We start from the raw sequence: 20,430 nt of genomic DNA on the forward strand, positions 1-20,430 counted from the left end.
ATAACTGCAACGAACAGCAAAATTGATCTGTAAATCACGTTTGTTTAGTTTTAGTCTATGTAATTTTTAATAACATCGTACCAGATGTCGTAACCTTTATCGTTCATGTGGAGTCCATCTTCAATAAAGATGTCCTGTTTTACTTTTCTTTTGTCCAACATGGGATACCAAACATCCACGAATTCAATCCCCTCTTTTTGGGATGCAAGTCTGTCCAATTTGCGGTTCAAGCGTCGGTATCTACCTCGATACTTCCATCGGGAAATGCTCGGTTTGGCAGAGATGAGAACAATTTCCATATGCTGGTTCCTCTGTTGAAGCGTGTTCAGAATATGTTCGGCCCTTTTCAATATTTTTCGTGGTCTCTTCTTGGCGAAAATATCGTTGTCACCTTCATAAATGAAGACTTTAACGGGTTTGTAGTTTAAGATAAGTTCATCCAAATAAAGCTCAAGGTCAGAAAATTGAGACCCACCAAAACCGGTGTTCAGTACTTGATGTTCTGGAAACCTATCCTGGATATCTTCCCAAAACCGTATGCTGGAACTTCCCGTAAAAACAATGGTTTCTTTGGTTTTGTCCCATAATGAGTCGTTTCGTTTTTGTATCTGTTCAACCTCTTTATCAAAAGGCAACTGTGCCTGAGCGGATATGGTCAGGGTAAAAAATAGTACGAAAAAATATCGCATCCTTTTGGTTTATTTTTTAACGAAGCTGTTTTCCAGTCCTTCCTGTGAATTGGTACCGACCATTACTCCAAATTCGCCGGGTTCCACTACAAATTCATAATTGTTGTTGTAGAATCCCAATTCTTTATCGGTCAAGGTAAAAGTAACTTTTTTAGAATTATTCGGGGCCAAACTAATTTTTTGAAATCCTTTTAATTCCTTAACGGGCCTTGTCACGCTGGCTACTTTGTCATGGAGATACAATTGAACAACCTCTTCACCTTCAAATTTTCCAGTATTGGTCACGGTAACCGAAACTTTTATGTTTTCTTGATCTGAAGAATCTATTTCCAAATTAGAGTAACTAAAATCGGTATAACTCAGTCCATAACCAAATGGATACAAAGGGGTGTTCTTCTCATCACTGTAGTGCGACCAAAATACGTTTGGCTGATAATTCGGCCTACCGGTGCTATAATGGTTGTAATAGAGTGGTACTTGTCCAACGCTTCTTGGGAATGTCATAGGCAGTTTGCCGCTTGGGTTGTAGTCACCGAAAACCACCTCGGCAATGGCATTTCCGGTTTGGGTGCCCAGTTGCCAAGTTTCCAGAATAGCAGGTATATTTTCTGCCTCCCATGGTAAAGTCAATGGCCGCCCATTCATTAGGATCAAGATTACATTTTTATTTACTTCATGAACTTTTTTCAATAGTTGCAATTGAAGACCAGGTAGGCCCAATTGCGTTCTACTTCGGCCTTCCCCACTTTGAAATCCATGTTCTCCCAATACTATGACCACAAGGTCTGATTCTTTTGCCAATGCTACCGCCTCTTGCATCCCATTGGTATCCGTTTCGTTTACTTCAACATCCATTAAAAAGTTGGCGTCGCTGTTAAACACTTTAGGTCCTTTGCTGTACGTTATATTTGAATTGTATTTTTTGAGACCTTCCAAAACAGTTACGGCTGTATTGTCATCCGAACCTATTCGCCAGCTGCCCAGTGGGCTATTGTTGTCATTTGCCAATTCTCCTATTACCGCTATCTTTTTCTGGTTTTTGTTGATGGGAAGCAGGTTTCCTTCATTTTTTAATAGCACTATGGATTTTTTAGCCATATCCAAAACACCTTTTTGATGGTCTTCGTGGTATAATCTTTCTTTTTCCCTTTCTTCATTACAATATTTGTAGGGGTCATCAAAAAGTCCAAGCTCATATTTTACCTTGAGTATTCTTTTAACGGCATCATCAATGTATTCTTCACTGACCTTACCCTCTTTCACATTGTTCACCAAATGTGTGATGTAGGCCGTGGACTCCATATCCATATCGGAACCGGCATTGGCCGCTAGTTCAGCAGCATGATTCAAATCTTCTGCATACCCGTGTGGAACAAGCTCTCCTATGGATCCCCAATCAGATATGACAAAACCATCAAAACCCCATTTATCCTTTAAAATATTGCGCTGCAGGTTTTTATCTGCGGTAACGGGAATTCCATTAAGGAGGTTGAATCCGTTCATCACTGTTTTAACATCGGCATTTACGGCAGCCTCAAAAGGAGGTAATACGGCGTTGTACAATGTGGATGTCCCTATATCCGCCGTATTGTAATCCCGACCGGCTTCCACAAATCCATAGGCGGCAAAGTGCTTTGCACAGGCAGCAATGGTGTTGGGTTGGGATAAATCGTCCCCTTGAAAACCTTTAACTCTTGCTTTGGCTATTTGTGACCCCAGGTAGGTGTCTTCACCCGCACCTTCCATGACCCTTCCCCAGCGTGCATCTCGAGAAATATCCACCATTGGGGCAAAAGTCCAATTAAGACCGACCGCAGAAGCCTCATCTGCAGCAATTTTCGCCGAATTGGCAATGGCCTCCAAATCCCAGCTGGCAGCTTCGGCCAAAGGTATCGGTGCAACAGTCTTGTATCCATGAATTACATCGAAACCGAAAATTATGGGAATTCCCAATCGGGACTCCTCCACAACTAATTTTTGCAACTTTCTTACTTCTTCGGTTCCCGTTACATTCAGCATGGAACCAACCCAGCCTTTCTTTAGATGTTCATATTTTGTGGCCGCATTTCCCTCTTCCGGAACTGGTCCGGTAACATCCCAAAATCCGTTGTATTGGTTCATTTGACCAACCTTTTCTTCCAAGGTCATTAAGGATAAAAGAGAATCCACTTTCTGGTCAATGGTCGTATTCTGTCCCATAATCGTACTATTGGAGAGTAAAAAAACGAAGAGTGGAATTAGTAAAAAGCGTTGTTTGGTTTTCATATTGTGGTCGTGTTATAAAGCTAATTTGTGGACTTATAAAAATAGGATAAAATTCTATCATGCCCTAATGTGAGGTCTTCGTATTTTTGGTCAAAATTAAAAGCCATGAACACTAGATCGGAACAGTTGGCAGCCTTTGACCGCCTTTTGACCATTATGGATGAATTGCGAGAACAATGCCCATGGGACAAAAAACAGACCATGCAAACCCTTCGCCATTTGACCATTGAGGAGACTTATGAATTGGGCGATGCCATACTGGACAATGATCTTGATGAAGTAAAAAAGGAATTGGGCGATATTTTGTTGCACATTGTTTTTTATGCCAAAATTGGTTCTGAAACACAGGATTTTGATATTGCCGATGTGGCCAACGGCATATGTGAGAAGCTCATTAACAGGCATCCGCATATTTATGGTGATGTGAAGGTGGAGAATGAAGAGGAGGTAAAGCAGAATTGGGAAAACATTAAACTTAAGGAAGGCAAAAAGAGTGTGCTCGAAGGTGTGCCCAATGGTTTGCCGTCCTTGGTCAAAGCCAATAGAATTCAAGATAAAGTGGCTGGTGTGGGTTTTGATTGGGAAAGGCCTGAACAGGTTTTCGAGAAGTTGAAAGAGGAGTTGGGAGAGCTACAAGAAGAGGTGGAGGCCAATAATGCCGATCAAATGGAGTCCGAATTCGGAGATGTGCTATTCTCTATGGTAAATTATGCCCGTTTTTTAAAGATCAACCCAGAAAATGCATTGGAACGAACCAATAAAAAGTTTATCAAACGCTTTCAATATTTGGAGCAAAAAGCCAAAGAAGCAGGAAAACGCATGAGCGACATGACCTTGGCCGAAATGGATGTATACTGGGAAGAGGCGAAGCAGTTGTAAATTTATCCATTATCTAACATTGCCGACCCTCTAAATTGTGGGCAAACTATCTATATTTGCCATCCTTTTTAAACATCCGCTGTGTTTCAAAACTACACCAAAGAGTTTGCCTATAACCTTAAGTTGTCCTATCCCGTTATTTTAGGGATGCTGGGGCACACATTTGTGGCCTTTGCCGACAATATTATGGTGGGGCAATTGGGTACGGCGGAACTGGCTGCCGTTTCGTTGGGGAACAGTTTTGTTTTTATTGCAATGTCCCTTGGAATTGGGTTTTCCACTGCTATTACGCCCTTGGTGGCCGAAGCAGATGGGGCAAAAGATCAAATGGCCGGCAAAAGCGCTTTAAAACATGGTTTGGTACTTTGTACCATATTGGGCCTGTCCCTTTTTGGGCTGATTCAAATATCCAAGCCTTTGATGCATCATATGGAGCAGCCTCCCGAGGTGGTGGAGCTGGCCATGCCCTATTTGGATTTAGTGGCATTTTCGTTGGTGCCTTTAATCATATTCCAGGCTTTTAAACAATTCTCCGAGGGACTCTCACAGACCAAATATCCCATGTACGCCACCATAGTGGCCAACGTGGTGAACATTACGCTGAACTATCTTTTCATTTTTGGTTCTTTTGGATTCCCTAAACTTGGTGTTGTGGGAGCTGCGGTGGGAACTTTGGCATCGAGGGTAATTATGGTTGCTTTTATCTGGTACTTGCTGAAACGAAAAAAGAAGTTTGAATACTACGTTACCCATTTCAATTTTAGGGAAATTGAGAAAAAAGTAATGAAGAAGATTGTCAGTCTTGGTTTTCCATCCGCATTACAGATGTTTTTTGAGGTAGCTATTTTTACCGCGGCCATTTGGTTGAGCGGTGTTCTGGGAAAAAATGCACAAGCGGCCAACCAGATTGCCTTGAACTTGAGCAGTATGACCTTTATGGTGGGCATGGGATTGAGCGTTGCCGCGATAGTCCGTGTAGGAAACCAAAAAGGGCTTCGAAATTATATGGAGTTAAAACGAATCGCAGAGTCGGTGTTTTTCCTTACACTTCTTGTGGAAATAGCTTTCGCAGCCATTTTCCTGCTAGGAAGGCATTGGTTCCCCACCATTTATTTGGATGTGGACGATATTGCGAATCAAGCTGATAATACCGAAGTGATTTTTATTGCGGCCAAATTATTGTTGGTGGCAGCCTTTTTCCAGATTTCTGATGGACTTCAAGTGGTTGTTTTAGGAGCTTTGCGAGGGCTGCAGGATGTCAGGATACCTACGCTGATAACTTTTATCGCCTATTGGTTGATTGGTTTCCCCATCAGTTATTATTTGGGATTGCACACAAGTTTTGAAAGTACAGGGATTTGGATCGGATTGTTGTCGGGGCTTACTGCATCGGCTGTAATGTTGTATCTTCGATTCAACTTTATGACCAAAAAATTGATAGCACACTAAGAGGATTTCCACAAGGGTGGAATCAAAATATGAACGCATGGAACTACCTAAATTTTTATTGGCCGACAATACGGATCATCCCGAGGCCATTTTTATTGTCCATACCGAATACCCACGGTTCATCATCAATCTAGAAAATGATGAAGTGGAATGGATGGAAGAATTCTCCAAACAAGATGAAGCCGATTTAATGGAAGAGGCCGAAAACTTGATTGAGGCCGCTAACGCTTTTTATGATCGAGAAGTCTCCAGATACGACCAATAATGCTGGAACAGCTATTGCATTACGATAAAGAACTGTTTTTGTTTCTCAACGGCCTGGGAACCGAGACTTGGGACGGTTTTTGGATGTTCATGACGACGACCAGAAACTCTGCCCCGCTTTATCTCTTATTACTTTATTTATCTTATCGAAATTTTGGATGGAAGGGGACAGGGATTATTTTGGTGTCCATCGCTTTACTGATCACTTGTACCGATCAACTGTCCAATTTTTTTAAATATGGTGTTGGTCGGCTTCGACCTTGTCATGAACCTGAAGTGAGTAGCGTAATGCGTTTGGTGAAAAGCTATTGTGGAGGACAATTCGGATACTTTTCTGCTCACGCTGCCAACTCTTTTGGACCAGCCATTTTCTTTACCGTGATGTTCAAGAATAAGGTAAAGTACATTTCTTGGGTGTTATTGTTTTGGGCCTGCATTGTTGCCTATAGCCGAATTTACATCGGTGTGCACTATCCGTTGGATGTACTTACAGGAGCCTTGGTAGGTTCGCTTTTTGGTTGGTTGTGGGCCAAGTTGGCTATATTTGCTTTCCAAAAAACAGGGGTATGATCTCGACTGCCAGATACTGGTTTTACATTGGATTGATCGTGTTGGTATACGTCATCGGGATGTTCGTGACCTTGTTTGAGAACGACTCCGCCCAATTTGCGGTAATGGCCATGCGAATGGTTCAGGAAAATGATTTTCTGAGCTTATTCAAGGGACCGGAGGAATATCTGGACAAACCACATATGCACTACTGGTTGGCCGCCCTTTCCTATAAAATATTCGGCATCCACGATTGGGCCTACCGAATCCCAGGTATTTTGTCCACTCTACTGGGTGCTTACAGTTGCTTTGGTCTCGGAAAATTGCTGTACAACAAAGACGTAGGTAGATTTGCCTCATTGATTTTTATGACAGCCCAAACCATGGTCTTGGCCAACATAGATGTCCGTACCGATGCTGTTTTAACTGGATTTACCATATTCTCCATCTGGCAATTGGTTACTTATATAGAGAAAAACACGCTGAAAAGTATTGCCTTGGGTGCTTTTGGTGCAGGCATGGCATTTTCCACTAAAGGGCAGATTGCCTTGGTGGCGATCGGTATTTCCATAATTTGTCATTTGGCCTATACCCGAAAATGGCAGAAATTGCTCAATTGGAGAGTGTTGGTGGCCATTTTGGTCTTTGGGTTGACCATTGCACCCATGTTGTATGCTTATTACCATCAGTTTGATCTGCATCCCGAAAAAGTAATCCGCGGCAAGGACAATCGTAGCGGTATCTTCTTTATTTTTTGGGAACAGAGCTTTGAACGTATGAGCGGAGAAGGGGTCGGGAAGAACAGTAGTGACTTTTTCTTCTTCTTTCACACCTTTTTATGGGTATTTCTGCCATGGACCGTTCTCGCCTTGATCGGTTATTGGACCAAGGTAAAAGCTTTTTGGCAAGTCAAGTTCGCTTACCGACCCAATATGGAGTTTTTGACCGTAGGCGGTATTTCAATTTTATTCCTGCTCATCAGTTTTGCACAGTTTAAATTGCCGCACTACATGAATATTCTGATGCCTTTGTATGCGATTTTATCAGCGGCTTTCCTGTATGTTTTGCATCAACGGGAAAAATTAAAGATGGCAAAGGTTATTTTGGGCATCCAATATTTTATATTGGGTCTCGTGGTGTTCTTTGCTTTGTTGGTGAGCTTTTATGTATTCAAATTGGGGCATTGGTACAGCTATTTGTTCTTGTTGACAGCGCTCCTTTTGGTAACTTATTTCATTCTGAACAAAGAAAATGCCTATTCCAAAATTGTAACCGTGGCTATTTTTAGTTCCCTTTTGTTGAATGGATTGATGAATGCTCATTTTTATCCCAAATTACTGGAATATCAGGGTGGCTCCACTATGGCAGAAAGGATAAAGGAAAGAAATATTCCTGTCGGTAAAATTTATAAGATAAACGAAAGGCACACTTGGGCCTTGGATTTTTACAATCAAGATCCTGTCAATATTGTTTCGACCTCTGATTTGAAGAACATGAAAGATGTCTGGGTATATGCCACGGACAGTGAATTGGGGCAATTGCAGAAAAAAGAAATTGTCTGGAACGATCAAATAACCGTAGACCAATTCCGAATTACCCGTTTACAGATCAAGTTCCTGAACCCCAATACCCGTGAAGACAAATTGAACAAAATGCATTTGGTGCATTTGGATTAATCCACCGAATCCAGCTTTGGCTTTTTAAAATGGTAGAATACACCGAGGAGCGAAGTGAGGGCTGTAATCAAAAAGAAAGTAAAGCTGATTCCAATAGAGGTGCTTTCATCCAATCCCAGCCATTTTGCTCCGTATAAAAACGTAACTTCCCTACTTCCAATGCCCCCAATGGTCAACGGGATTACAGAAACAATCGAAGAGACCAAAAACACAAACAGGTATTCAACGGTGTCCAAATCAACGGACAAAGATTTCAAAATAAACAGAACACAGACTAATTGTGCCAATTGGACCAGGGCGGAAAAGCCAACTGATTGCCAAAATATGGGCAGGGTAGTGGAGAAAAAAGTTTTGTTTACGAACCAAAATACATTTACACTCAAGGGAATGGCCACTACAATCAACCAATAAAAGCTTTGGAAAAACTCGTTTTTGGATAGCAGAGCAAGCATACAGGCATAAACAAAAAGCAGCAGCATTCCGCTTAAGCGATCCAGTAACAAACTGGAGACCACTTTTTTTGTACCCGGTTGATATTCTTTTTGGATCACGTAGCCTTTGTAGGCATCACCACCAATGCCACCGGGTAAAAAGAGATTGTAAAACATTCCCAACAGATAGAGCTTCAAATTGCTCAATTGGGAAACTTTTGCCCCGATTTGATGGAAATACAGGTTGGTTCTAAAAGCTGATAAGACTTTGGAAAAGACAAAAAACAGCAATGCCAAGAATAAATAGAACGGATTGCTCTTTTTTAGGGTTTTGAGCACATCATTCAACTCTATTTTGGTGAAAATAAAGTAGATCAGGACCGCACTAACGATTATTTTTAGGGCGGTTAGGAGCTTTTTACGCAGCTTTTCCGTCACCTATGCTTATTTTTTTAATGCGATATGGCCTTTTTTGTTGCGATTCGTAATACGTACGGATCAAGAGTTCCATTACAATCCCAATGGTGAACAATTGGATTCCACCAACAATGAACATCATACCGAAAATAAGTAAGGGCCTAGTACCGATATCCTGTCCGAATCCAAGTTTCACAATCAATAAATACACGTTGATCAAGATTCCAAGAATGACCAGTAACACCCCAAAAATCCCGAACAGGTGTATGGGACGTTGGAAGTATTTTCTAATGAAAAGCAATAACATCATGTCGGCTACTACTTTAAAAACACGTTCCAGACCATATTTGGAAACCCCGGCGTGCCTAGCGTGGTGCTTTACAGGAACTTGTTTGATCTGTGCACCTTCCAAATGGGCCAAAAGCGTGATAAAACGGTGCATTTCACCGTACAAATTCAGGCTTTTTGCAATGTCCTTAGTAAAAACTTTGAGTGCACAACCGTTGTCCTTGATATCCAGCTTAGTTACCCTGCGTACCAAAAAATTGGCGATTTTTGAGGGTATTTTTTTTGCCAAGGAGTCCTTTCTTTTCTGCCGGATTCCGGTCACTACATCGTATTCCTCTGTAGTGGCATATTGCAGCATATTTGGAATATCGGACGGATCGTTTTGGAGGTCGCCGTCCATAGTAATGATGTATTCACCTTCGGCATAGTCAATTCCCGCAGCTAGGGCCAAACTTTGTCCGTAGTTCTTTTTCAATTCAATCAAATGGACCCTTTTATCATCCATTTCCTTAACTTTTATTCGGGTTTTATCGGTGGAAAAATCGTCCACATATACAATTTGGTAATTGTACCCTTCAAGGCTTTCGTTGATTTTTTGGGTCAAAAGAACCACGTTGTCTTCCTCGTTGTACAAAGGAACCACAATGGATAAAAGGGAATCGGTGATAGCGCTCATTCAGTATATAATCTGTGCAAATTTATTGCTTTTATTTAAAGTTCCTTGGTAATCTTGTCCAATAGGATTTTTGCGGCGTAAAACGGTGAAATTTTATTTTCTTCAATTTCGGTCAACAACTTGCCTTGTTCGGTTTTAAAAGTTTTCTTTTGATGGAAAAATTGTTTGATGTATTCGTCCACGGTCTGAAGGAACCAGTTTTTGTTTTGTTGTTGTCGGTTCTTTTCAAAAAAGCCATTTTCCTTATTGTGTTCCACAAATTGCTGCACCATTTCCCAGATTTCTGCAATCCCTGTTTTCTCCAATGCGGAACACTTCATTACTTTGGGTGTCCAGCCGTTCGCTTTGGGCGGATACAGGTGCAATGCCCTGGAAAACTCGGTCACAGCTAGCTTGGCGTGTTCTAAATTACTGCCATCCGCTTTATTGATGGCTATGGCGTCGGCCATTTCCATAATACCTCTTTTTATACCTTGGAGCTCGTCGCCGGCACCCGATAATTTCAGCAGAAGGAAAAAATCCACCATACTGTGCACGGCAATTTCACTTTGGCCAACCCCTACGGTCTCTACTAGGATTACATTGTATCCTGCAGCTTCGCAGAGCATGATACTTTCTCGGGTTTTCTGTGCTACACCGCCCAAAGAGGTGCCTGAAGGGGAGGGACGGATAAAGGCATTGGGGTCCTTGGCCAAGGTTTCCATTCGGGTTTTGTCCCCTAAAATGCTTCCCTTGCTCAGGGAGCTGGTCGGGTCCACGGCCAAAACGGCCACTTTGTTGCCTTTTTCGGTCAAAGTTTTGCCCAAAGTTTCTATAAACGAACTCTTACCAACACCAGGAACCCCCGTAATTCCCAAACGAATACTATCGGTAGGTCTGGACAGACACTTTTCAATAACAGCATTGGCTTTTTCAAAATGGGCCGTTCTGGTGCTTTCCAAAAGGGTTATGGCTTTGGCAAGCATGGCCTTGTTACCATCAAAAATGCCTTGTGCCAGGGCATCGGCAGAAAGTTCTTTTTTTCTGAGTGCCTTGATTTTGGAAATGGTGTCCGAGGGTGTTTTTTTGTTGTTTGCCAAAGGTATGGGTCATCGGTTTATACGAATTTATAAAGATTTTACGGGTTTATGGGAACTGGAATGGGAATACAGCTTACTTTTTGATTCCTCCATTTCACAAAAATTTAATACCTGTTTAAGCAGACATCCGCCCACAAATTGCTACCTTTTGATTCCATAATCAGTTACCCTTGAGGTGCTGGTTGTAACGAACCTATAAACATTTAAAAGATGAAGACTATTTTTGAGGCCAAGGCCACTAATACAGGAGGAAGGTCTGGACACGTGAAGAGCGAAGACGACGTTTTGGATTATGCCATCAGCATGCCTACCTCCAAAGGAAAAACCGACCCAAAATCAACAAATCCGGAAGAACTTTTTGCAGCTGCATATTCCAGTTGCTATGGGGCAGGTCTGCAAGCTGTTGCCAAGGAACATGGCATTGAGGATTTAGGCGATTTCAGTGTAACGGCCACCATAGCCCTCAATACAGAAGAAGAAGGCTTTTTCTTGGAAGCTACATTGGATGCCTACTTGCCTACAGTGGACAAAGAAATGGGAGAAACTTTGATGAAAGACGCCCATGAAATCTGTCCATACAGCAAGGCTACACGCGATAATATTACCGTGCACTTAAATTTGTTGATGGACGAATAAGTAACGTAACCTTTTAATTATGAGCCCCGTTGAAAACATCAGCGGGGTTTTTTTTGTTAAAAATGCGCTAAAAACTCCCTAATTTGCAACGTTGCATTTTTTGCATCGTCATTAATACAGAACAACTAAAAAGCCAGACATAGAACCAAGTGTGCTCCATATCGAGCTTGTAGAAAAGTGCAAGGCGGACGACCGCCAGGCACAAATGAAACTATACCGTCAGTATTGCGATGGTATGTTCTGTGTGGCTATGCGCTTTCTTAAAAACGCAGATGATGCGGAGGACGTGTTACAAGATTCTTTTATAAAAGCATTTCAGCGGATAGAGCAATTTAAGGGAGATGTTACGTTCGGGGCTTGGTTGAAAAGAATTGTAGTGAATGGCAGTATCGATTTTTTAAAATCGAAACATCAACGAACAGTGGAACTCAATGAGAGTTGTTTGCAGGTGGCCGAAGAGGATGACTGGTCCGTGGAGGAAGGAATCTCCATTGAACAAGTGAAGGAGGCCATCGAGGAACTGCCTCAAAAATATAGATATGTTGTGCAACTGTTTTTAGTGGAAGGTTACGATCATGCTGAGATAGCCGGGATTTTGGGCATCACGGAAACTGCATCGCGGACCCGATTACTGAGAGGAAAGGCACAATTGAAAGAGAAATTAAAAGATTTGGCTTATGGCACGTGATCTTAGAAAATTATTTGAAAAAGAAAGGGAGCAGAAAAGCTTTAACATGAAGGAGGGGCATGAAGACCGTTTTTTTGCCAAGCTGGAAGAAGAGCTGCCCAAGGACCCGCCCAAACGAAAGGTGATTTCCCTGTGGATGCAGATTGCTGCTTCTGTTGTGGTAGCTGTGGGGTTGTCCTTCTATTATTTTAACAGTAATGGAGGAACAGTTGATCCAGAAGAAAAAATAACGGTTGTAGATCGGGACAATCCAAGTAAAGAGGCCCAGGGCATCTCTTTAGGGGATTTGTCCCCTGACTTAAAAAAGATAGAAACCTATTATACCACCAACATCAATCTCCAGCTGTCCGAATTGGCCGATGATCCGGGAAATAAGGAGCTTGTGGACAGCTATATGGATCGGTTGGCAGAACTTAACAAGGAATACCAAAGGCTGAACCAAGAGTTGAACGAATTGGGCCCCAATGATCAAACCATAGGTGCCTTGATCAATAACCTACAACTACGGTTACAGTTGTTGCAAAAGTTAAAATCAAAGTTGAATCAATTAAAATCATCAAAAAATGAACAGGAATCATCAAATATTGTTTAGCGGATTGCTTCTTGCCTTGGTTGGATTTACCGGCCAAGCGCAGGAGAAGTCCAAAACCTACAAGGAAACCTTCAATGTCGATAAGGACACTGAGTTGAACATCAACACCAGCTATGCGGACATTGAGTTCGATACTTGGAACAAAGATCAGGTAGAGATTACGGCGGTAATTGAGCTGGAAGGAGTGGACCAGGAGGAGGCAGATTCTTATTTTGAGCGGGATTTGGTCAAAATAATGGGAAACAGCAAAGAAATAGAGATTAGCACAGAGGGTGCAGGTCCCAATTATGCTTACGATTTTAGAACGGTGAATATCGATATTCCTGAAATGCCTTCGGTCGCCGAGATTATTGCCAATGTTGAAATCCCTGAAATCTCTGAAATTGTGATTCCAGAAATCGCGGTAATGTCTTCAATGCCGCCCATGCCACCATTGCCTCCAATTGAGTTTGATTACGACGCTTATAAAAAGGATGGTGACAAATACATGAAGGAATGGAAGAAGAAGTTCGATAAGACGTTTGATAAAGAATACAAGGAGCGTTTTGAGAAATGGGGCGAAGAGATGGAAAAAATGGCAGAGGAGCGTGAAGCGCGACGTGAAGAGCTGAGGGGAGAACGGGAAAAACTCCGTGAAGAGCGCGAAAAAGTCCGTGAAGAAATGCAGGAGCGAATGAAAGAGCAAAGAGAAGAGATCCGTGCTCAGCAAGTAGAGATCAGGGAAGAGCAGGCGGAGCTTAGAAAGCAGCTGCGCGAAGAGGCAAGGACCATTCATGGAAGTCCAAATGTGTTCTATTTTTCAACTGACGGGAAACATAAAGAGTATAAGGTCAAAAAACGAATCATCATCAAAATGCCGAAGTACATTAAGGTGAATATGAATGTACGCCACGGTGAGGTAAAATTGGCGGAAAATGCCAAAAACATCAATGCAAGCTTGTCCTACGCAAGCTTGCTTGCCTCAACCATTGAAGGTACCAATACCGATATTCGAGTATCGTATTCCCCGGTCGTAGTGCAAAATTGGAACTATGGCAGCCTTAGCACGCATTATTCCGAAAAGATCAATTTAAAGGAGGTCAAGGAACTAAAACTGAATTCGATATCATCCAATGTGGTTATTGGTAGATTGGACAGCAAGGCATTGGTGACCAATAATTTCGGGGCATTGACCATTGATGAGGTGGCAAACGGATTTAATACCATTGACATTTCTATGGAAAATGGGGAGTTGGATTGCAAACTTCCAGAAGCACCTTATGCTATCTCGGTGAACGAAACAACTTCGGGATTTAAATACCCAAAAACATTGAAGTTGACATCCACCAAAAAACAAGGGGCCAATTTGCACACAGGGTATAACATTAGTAAGAATGATGGGAAAACCATTACCATCAACTCCAAATTCAGCGAGGTGGTTCTAAAGAACTAGTCTTGTTGCACCAGTCCCAAGGAACCACCTCGAACCTATTGGTCTATATAACTCTTCAACGACCGTAATCCACCAAGTCATTTATCAGTGAGCATCTTCTTTAAGGTAGGATTTAAAGTTTTCTTTGAAACGATTTAGTCTCGGAATCGAAACATTTCTGATATAACTGTTGTTGGGATTTCGCTTTTCGTAGTCCTGATGGTATCCTTCTGCCATATAAAATTTTTCGAAAGGGGTCACCTCCGTTACTATAGCACGGTCGCCATAGGCATTCTCAGACTCGAGTAAGCTAATATAATCTTGTATAATCTTCTTCTCCTCCTCGTTTTTGTAAAAGGCGATAGATCGGTATTGGGCACCACGATCGGGTCCCTGTCGGTTAAGTGTTGTTGGATCGTGCGAACCAAAGAACACCTGCACCAATTGTCTGAAAGATATAACATTGGGGTCGTAATAAACTTCCACAGCTTCCGCATGATGCGTCCTGCCATAAGAAACCTCTTCGTAGGTCGGATTTTTTTCCGAACCACCTGAATAACCCGAATAAACTTCTTTAACGCCCTTAACGCTCTCAAAAATGGCTTCCACGCACCAGAAGCATCCACTGGCAAAATATGCGGTCTCATATTCTTGGAGTTGCTCTGCGCTCAATTTAGTTGCCATATGGGTTTTGGATTCTTCCTTTTGGGCCACTTCTTGCTTGTTGGATTTGTTTTTGGGTTGGCAACTTACCGATGCCAATAAGAGTAGAATTAAAAATGGAGTTCTCACGATTTTTATTTTAGTTTCTTGTTTAGTAGCAATAAGATAACAACAATTACTCGGTAGGCCGTTAAAAAATGTTAATCATCCAATTTGGGTTTCAAAATACCGCTGAAGGTTATAATTGATATTTATCATTTTTAGTTGTTTTTTCCTACACAAATCTACAAAATTATAATCCTTTTCCTACAAATAAATAATTGATCCTCAATTAGTTACAAAGGATCAAAATGATGAATGATCGATGAAATGCACATGCGTTCGGTATGTTGTTTTTAAGCTCAAAAACGTTCGTCGAGGATAAAAAACACTTCATCCGAAAAAAAATTATTCACCGAAAGAAAAGCGTCATTGAGCGATGGAAATCGAGTTGAACTTGTTCGCGAAAGTAATTTTACATCGTAAAACAAAACAAAGACATGAAGACAATTTTCACCATTATCGCACTAACTTTTTTCGGAACTATGGCTTCTGCCCAAGATATTTCCAAAGAAATTAAAGTCGATGCTATTTCTGAAGGTGTTGAGTTGAATATCGATATCAACGATACTATCAAACAGGATACAAGAATGGTAAGGTTGTACAAGTTTAAAAACTCCCGTATTAAAAAGGAGCTTTCTTTTAAGACTAAAAAAAACAGAGCTAAATTGGCATAATTATGATAGTGGATATTTTAGTGCCCTTCGTGTTGTTTCTTAGTGTTGCCTTTGTTTTGGCAAGTATTGCCTTTTCCTTTCGAGAAAGAAAAAGTATAGAAGTTTAAGTTTATATTGGAATATATTAGGACAGGTCGGTGTTGAGCCGGCCTTTTTTTTATCTATGAGTCCACAGAGTTGAATTCTTCAATGACCTCTTCGAACTCGATACAGTAGTGGGTGCCCTTCTTTGAATAGTCTCGACTAATAGATCCCCTAAGTTGGCGAGCTAGGTTATAAATAAGCTTTAATCCCAAAGAATTGGAGGTTTTTGGGTTTATTTCCTCCGAATATCCAACACCATTGTCGCCTAAATACATTTTGTAACGGTTTTCATCTAATTTTTCTACCGAGATATGTACTTCTCCATCGTTACCTTCTGTGATGCCATATTTTAAGGCATTGGTAATGGTTTCATTAATAATCAAGCCCAAAGGGATTACGGTGTCTATACTTAGCTTGTAATCGGCTATGTCCAAATTCACCTTAACATTACGATTGCTTCCTTTTACAGAACGTACCAAATAATCACAAAGTTCTTTTACGTAGGGCTCCAGTTCTATTTTTGAAAGGTAATCATCCCGTTTATACAACATTTCGTGTACCATTGCCATTGAAACAACACGGTTTTGGCTGCTTTTTATGATACTGCTGATTTTGCTGTCGTCAATAGCTCTGGACTGCAGGCTTAAAAGGCTGGAAACGGTCTGGAGATTATTTTTCACCCTGTGGTGAACTTCTTTTAAAAGTGTTTCTTTCTCTTCGATGCGCTCTTGAATCTCGTTGCGGGATTTGTATAGTCTATGGTGTGCCCTTAGAAGATTCTTGCCAAAAACACCGCCAAGAAGATACACGGCGAAAACTATACTCAAATAGGCAAACCAATTTCTGGACTCCAATGGTACCGTATTCTCGGATATTCTGAAATCACCAGTGTCATAAAGGAAGAGAAGCGTGAGAATCGCCAAATTTATAATAAGGTATAATTGACCAAAAACCTTCGTCGTTACATATCCTGCAAAAACAATTATGGCCAAAACAAAAATAAAGGGACTTTCTATGCCGCCACTGTAAATGGTTATAATTATGGCACCTATCATGGATAGGATGGAGGTTAGATTATAAGTGAGTGTTAACTTATGGTGCTTTTGATAAAGCAATGTATTCAATAGGTTTAGGATTGCATATCCTATAAAGGTGTAGGTGATTATTCCTTTTATATCCAAAAAGAAAAAACATACCAATCCAAAAATGGCAGCAAAGAAGGATGAATTGTAATTAACCTTCAGTATCAAATCAATCTTGTCTTGTAACCGATATTTATCCTTAACAGGAATATTCATATACTGCGCTGATTGTTAACTTTCTTACGACCTTGGGTTGATTTGGGTGTGGCAAGAAAGTTTGCATGGGGTGTTTAATAGTGTAAATCTAACTATGTTTTTGATATAAAAAAAGTGGCAGCTTTAATAACTGCCACTTTGTAGGTTTTGTTTATGTTGGTTTTAGTCATTCACTAAAACCCACTCTCCTTTATCTATCAAGGGCTCCGCCTGCTTGTATTTTACGGTTTTGCTTTCGCCGGACATCACATTTTTGATGGTCACCCTTTCGTTTCTGCCAATTTTTGGCTTTTCGCGAACAATGGTTTCGGTTACTTGTGGACGTTGTCCTTGTGTTTGACCAGCAGCTCTGTTCTGAGCGGCCAATTCGTCGCTGTTCGGAATTTCCTCTTTTGAGGTCTGGATATTTTCCTTTGGTCTGCGAACGTTTCTGGCTTCTTGAATTTGAGCGGTATTTTCGGAAGGCAATTCTCCTTTGAAAAGGAAGGATATCACTTCACGGTTTACCTTGTCCATCATCTCCTTGAAAAGCTCAAAAGCCTCGAACTTATAGATCAATAATGGATCTTTTTGTTCGTGGACGGCCAATTGCACGGACTGTTTCAATTCGTCCATTTTACGCAAGTGGGTTTTCCAAGAATCATCGATGATGGCCAGCGTAATGTTTTTCTCAAAATCAGTGATCAACTGCTTACCGTCAGTATTGTAGGCCTTCTCCAAGTTGGTCACAACATTTAAGGATTTGATGCCGTCCGTAAAGGGAACTACAATGCGTTCGAACTTGTTGGACTCATCTTCGTAAACCTTTTTGATGACCTGGAAGGCAACGGTGGCACTACGTTCCATTTTTTGTTTGTAGAAGTCGTAGGCTTCATCGTTGATTTTATTGGCGATTTGTTGGAAGCTCATTTTCTTGAAATCCTCTTCACTGATCGGTGAAGTAATGGAGAAATATTTGATGAGCTCGAACTCAAAGTTCTTGTAATCATCTGCCATTTTGTTGGTCTCCGCGATAGTTTCACAAGTATCGTAGATCATATTGGCGATGTCCACTTTTAAGCGTTCACCCTCCAATGCGTGTCTTCTTCTCTTGTAGATCACTTCACGTTGGGCGTTCATTACGTCATCGTATTCCAACAAACGTTTACGGATACCAAAGTTGTTCTCCTCCACTTTTTTCTGGGCACGTTCGATGGACTTGGTCATCATGGAGTGTTGGATCACTTCACCATCTTCCAAGCCCATGCGGTCCATCATTTTGGCCACACGGTCCGATCCGAACAAACGCATCAGGTTATCTTCCAAGGAAACGTAGAACTGCGAGCTACCAGGATCTCCCTGACGTCCAGAACGACCTCTCAACTGTCTGTCCACACGTCTGGAATCGTGGCGCTCTGTACCAATAATGGCCAAACCTCCTGCTTCTTTTACTTCTGGGGACAGTTTAATGTCGGTACCCCTACCTGCCATGTTGGTTGCAATGGTCACTACGCCACCTTTACCTGCTTCGGCTACGATATCCGCTTCTTTTTTGTGGAGTTTTGCGTTCAATACATTATGAGGAACCTTACGGACACTCAATAGTTTGGACAGTAACTCGGAAATCTCAACGGAAGTGGTACCGATCAACACAGGTCTTCCTGCTTGCGAAAGCTTGGTAACCTCGTCGATGATGGCATTATATTTTTCCCGTTTCGTCTTGTAGATCAAATCTTGTCTGTCGTCACGGGCAATGGGTCTATTGGTTGGAATTTCCATGACATCCAACTCATAGATTTCCCAGAACTCCCCTGCTTCCGTTACTGCTGTACCTGTCATACCGGACAGCTTATTGTACATTCTAAAGTAATTCTGGAGTGTAATGGTCGCAAAAGTCTGGGTCATGGCCTCGATTTTTACGTTCTCCTTGGCCTCAATGGCTTGGTGGAGTCCGTCCGAGTACCTACGACCGTCCATAATACGGCCAGTTTGCTCGTCCACGATCATTACCTTGTTGTTCATTACCACATATTCCACATCTTTTTCGAAGAGTGTATATGCTTTCAACAACTGGGTCATGGTATGGATACGCTCGCTTTTTACCGCAAAATCCTTAAAGAGCTCTTCTTTGAGCTCAGCTTCTTTTTCTATTTCAAGGTCTTGACTCTCGATTTTAGCAATCTCACTTCCGATATCGGGCATCACAAAAAATTCTTTGTCCTGGTCTGTGGAGATATATTCCACTCCTTTATCGGTAAGCTCTATTTGATTGTTCTTTTCATCGATGACAAATAATAGGTCCTCGTCCACTTTGGGCATTTCCCTATTGTTGTCCTGCATGTAGAAGTTTTCAGTTTTCTGAAGCAATTGCTTAACGCCCTCCTCACTCAAAAACTTGATGAGTGCCTTGTTTTTTGGAAGACCGCGATGTACACGTAGTAAAAGGAAACCACCTTCTTTGGTATTCCCTTCTTTAATAAGCTTTTTGGCCTCTGCCAAAACACCTGTCAAATGCTGACGTTGTTTTTGAACAATGTTGGAGACCTGTGGTTTGAGTTCGTTGAATTCATGACGGTCACCTTCGGGTACCGGCCCTGAAATGATCAACGGGGTACGTGCATCATCGATCAATACGGAATCCACCTCATCCACAATAGCGTAGTGGTGTGGTCGCTGTACCAAATCATCGGGAGTGTGCGCCATGTTGTCTCGCAGATAATCAAACCCGAATTCGTTGTTGGTTCCATAGGTAATATCGGCATTGTAGGCAGCTCTTCTCCCATCGGAGTTGGGTTTGTGCTTGTCAATACAATCTACAGAAAGCCCGTGGAACTCGAATATCGGGGCCATCCATGCGCTATCCCTTTTCGCCAAATAATCGTTAACCGTTACCAAGTGTGCTCCTTTGCCCACCAATGCGTTGAGATAGAGTGGAAGCGTGGCTACCAATGTTTTACCTTCACCCGTTTGCATCTCGGCAATTTTACCTTGGTGTAGGGCTATACCACCGATGAGCTGCACATCATAGTGTACCATGTCCCAGGTGACTTCCTTTCCTGCGGCATCCCATGAGTTCTGCCAAACCGCTTTGTCACCTTCCAACGATACGTAGTCCTTATCGCCCGATAGTACTCGGTCGAATTCGCTTGCTGTAACGGTAAGGGTTTCGTTAGCGGCAAATCGCTTGGCGGTTTCCTTGACCACAGCAAAGGCTTCCGGCAGTATATCGTTTAATGTTTTCTCGGAAATTGTGTATGCTTCTTCGTTGAGCTTGTCGATTTCTGAGTAGATTTCCTCGTTGCGGTCAATATCATTGGAATTTTCGACCTCTGCCTTTAACTCAGCTATTTTATCGTTTACCTCTTTGCAATCCTCAGCTATTTTGGCCTTGAACGCGGTGGTTTTTTGTCTCAGTTCGTCATGTGACAATCCTTCGAGCGCTTGTTCAAAGGATTTTATCTCTTTCACTAAAGGTTGTAGGGACTTTACATCCTTCTCCGATTTATCTCCTACGAATACCTTTAGTACGGAATTAATAAAACTCATGAAATATTTTTTCTTATGATTGTCAAAAGCTGTTCCATTGATGGGATTACGATGGAATTCTTACGCTAGGCTGCCAAAATTACATAAAAAAAAGC

The 20,430-nt window shown here is 41.7% G+C and carries 18 protein-coding genes; 10 read left to right on the plus strand and 8 right to left on the minus strand.

What is annotated here, in order from left to right; all coding sequences use genetic code 11:
• Nucleotides 1-50: 50 nt before the first annotated feature.
• Nucleotides 51-689, minus strand: a complete 639-nt coding sequence (locus tag J0X13_RS02050; protein WP_207069817.1) for a GDSL-type esterase/lipase family protein — start codon at nt 687-689, stop codon at nt 51-53.
• Nucleotides 690-698: 9 nt separating this feature from the next.
• Entirely contained in the window at nt 699-2,954 is a 2,256-nt protein-coding gene (gene bglX / locus J0X13_RS02055; protein WP_207069818.1) for a beta-glucosidase BglX, read from the minus strand.
• Nucleotides 2,955-3,059: 105 nt separating this feature from the next.
• Between bglX and mazG the strand changes: the two genes are divergently transcribed.
• From mazG to J0X13_RS02080, 5 genes are all read left to right on the plus strand, one after another.
• Nucleotides 3,060-3,833, plus strand: coding sequence for a nucleoside triphosphate pyrophosphohydrolase (gene mazG / locus J0X13_RS02060; protein WP_207069819.1), 774 nt, complete (start codon nt 3,060-3,062; stop codon nt 3,831-3,833).
• 81 nt (nt 3,834-3,914) lie between these two features.
• A complete protein-coding gene (locus J0X13_RS02065; protein WP_207069820.1) occupies nt 3,915-5,282 on the plus strand; it encodes an MATE family efflux transporter in 1,368 nt (455 codons plus the stop codon).
• A 37-nt stretch (nt 5,283-5,319) separates the two neighbouring features.
• Nucleotides 5,320-5,547 (plus strand): DUF8828 family protein, encoded by a 228-nt coding sequence (locus J0X13_RS02070; RefSeq protein WP_207069821.1) that lies wholly within the window; start codon nt 5,320-5,322, stop codon nt 5,545-5,547.
• A complete protein-coding gene (locus J0X13_RS02075) occupies nt 5,547-6,116 on the plus strand; it encodes a phosphatase PAP2 family protein (protein WP_207069822.1) in 570 nt (189 codons plus the stop codon). Before J0X13_RS02070 ends, J0X13_RS02075 begins: the two co-directional genes overlap by 1 nt.
• Complete coding sequence (locus J0X13_RS02080) at nt 6,113-7,771, plus strand: ArnT family glycosyltransferase (RefSeq protein ID WP_207069823.1); 1,659 nt, start codon at nt 6,113-6,115, stop codon at nt 7,769-7,771. The genes J0X13_RS02075 and J0X13_RS02080 overlap by 4 nt, the downstream gene beginning before the upstream one ends.
• On the opposite strand, the gene J0X13_RS02085 is transcribed toward J0X13_RS02080, so the two are convergent.
• The 3 genes from J0X13_RS02085 to meaB are packed head-to-tail and all read right to left on the minus strand — an operon-like array spanning nt 7,768 to nt 10,662.
• Nucleotides 7,768-8,640 carry a lysylphosphatidylglycerol synthase transmembrane domain-containing protein gene (locus J0X13_RS02085; RefSeq protein WP_207069824.1) on the minus strand — a complete coding sequence of 291 codons (873 nt, stop codon included), beginning with the start codon at nt 8,638-8,640 and terminating at the stop codon, nt 7,768-7,770. The genes J0X13_RS02080 and J0X13_RS02085 overlap by 4 nt on opposite strands.
• A complete protein-coding gene (locus tag J0X13_RS02090; protein WP_207069825.1) occupies nt 8,621-9,583 on the minus strand; it encodes a glycosyltransferase family 2 protein in 963 nt (320 codons plus the stop codon). Before J0X13_RS02090 ends, J0X13_RS02085 begins: the two co-directional genes overlap by 20 nt.
• Before the next feature lie 35 nt (nt 9,584-9,618).
• Nucleotides 9,619-10,662 carry a methylmalonyl Co-A mutase-associated GTPase MeaB gene (gene meaB, locus J0X13_RS02095; protein WP_207069826.1) on the minus strand — a complete coding sequence of 348 codons (1,044 nt, stop codon included), beginning with the start codon at nt 10,660-10,662 and terminating at the stop codon, nt 9,619-9,621.
• A gap of 210 nt (nt 10,663-10,872) precedes the next feature.
• Here meaB and J0X13_RS02100 point away from each other — a divergent pair, with 210 nt between their 5' ends.
• From J0X13_RS02100 to J0X13_RS02115, 4 genes are all read left to right on the plus strand, one after another.
• On the plus strand, nt 10,873-11,298 hold the full coding sequence (locus J0X13_RS02100) for an Ohr family peroxiredoxin (protein ID WP_207069827.1): 426 nt from the start codon (nt 10,873-10,875) through the stop codon (nt 11,296-11,298).
• Nucleotides 11,299-11,449: 151 nt separating this feature from the next.
• Complete coding sequence (locus J0X13_RS02105) at nt 11,450-11,986, plus strand: RNA polymerase sigma factor (protein WP_207069828.1); 537 nt, start codon at nt 11,450-11,452, stop codon at nt 11,984-11,986.
• The gene (locus J0X13_RS02110; protein WP_207069829.1) at nt 11,976-12,578 is read left to right on the plus strand and encodes a hypothetical protein; all 603 of its coding nucleotides are present in this window, start codon (nt 11,976-11,978) and stop codon (nt 12,576-12,578) included. Before J0X13_RS02105 ends, J0X13_RS02110 begins: the two co-directional genes overlap by 11 nt.
• Nucleotides 12,550-14,010 (plus strand): hypothetical protein, encoded by a 1,461-nt coding sequence (locus tag J0X13_RS02115; RefSeq protein ID WP_207069830.1) that lies wholly within the window; start codon nt 12,550-12,552, stop codon nt 14,008-14,010. Before J0X13_RS02110 ends, J0X13_RS02115 begins: the two co-directional genes overlap by 29 nt.
• A gap of 84 nt (nt 14,011-14,094) precedes the next feature.
• Here the strand turns inward: J0X13_RS02115 and msrA are convergent, their stop codons facing one another.
• On the minus strand, nt 14,095-14,790 hold the full coding sequence (msrA, locus tag J0X13_RS02120; protein ID WP_207070786.1) for a peptide-methionine (S)-S-oxide reductase MsrA: 696 nt from the start codon (nt 14,788-14,790) through the stop codon (nt 14,095-14,097).
• Between the two features lie 401 nt (nt 14,791-15,191).
• Here msrA and J0X13_RS02125 point away from each other — a divergent pair, with 401 nt between their 5' ends.
• Nucleotides 15,192-15,428, plus strand: coding sequence for a hypothetical protein (locus tag J0X13_RS02125; RefSeq protein ID WP_207069831.1), 237 nt, complete (start codon nt 15,192-15,194; stop codon nt 15,426-15,428).
• 161 nt (nt 15,429-15,589) lie between these two features.
• Here J0X13_RS02125 and J0X13_RS02130 read toward each other — a convergent pair whose 3' ends face one another.
• On the minus strand, nt 15,590-16,810 hold the full coding sequence (locus J0X13_RS02130; protein ID WP_207069832.1) for a sensor histidine kinase: 1,221 nt from the start codon (nt 16,808-16,810) through the stop codon (nt 15,590-15,592).
• Between the two features lie 162 nt (nt 16,811-16,972).
• Nucleotides 16,973-20,335 (minus strand): preprotein translocase subunit SecA, encoded by a 3,363-nt coding sequence (gene secA, locus J0X13_RS02135; RefSeq protein WP_207069833.1) that lies wholly within the window; start codon nt 20,333-20,335, stop codon nt 16,973-16,975.
• Nucleotides 20,336-20,430: the final 95 nt, after the last annotated feature.

It is taken from the genome of [Muricauda] lutisoli (nom. illeg.) (genome assembly GCF_017313105.1).
GTDB classification, from domain to species: Bacteria; Bacteroidota; Bacteroidia; order Flavobacteriales; family Flavobacteriaceae; genus Flagellimonas; species Flagellimonas lutisoli.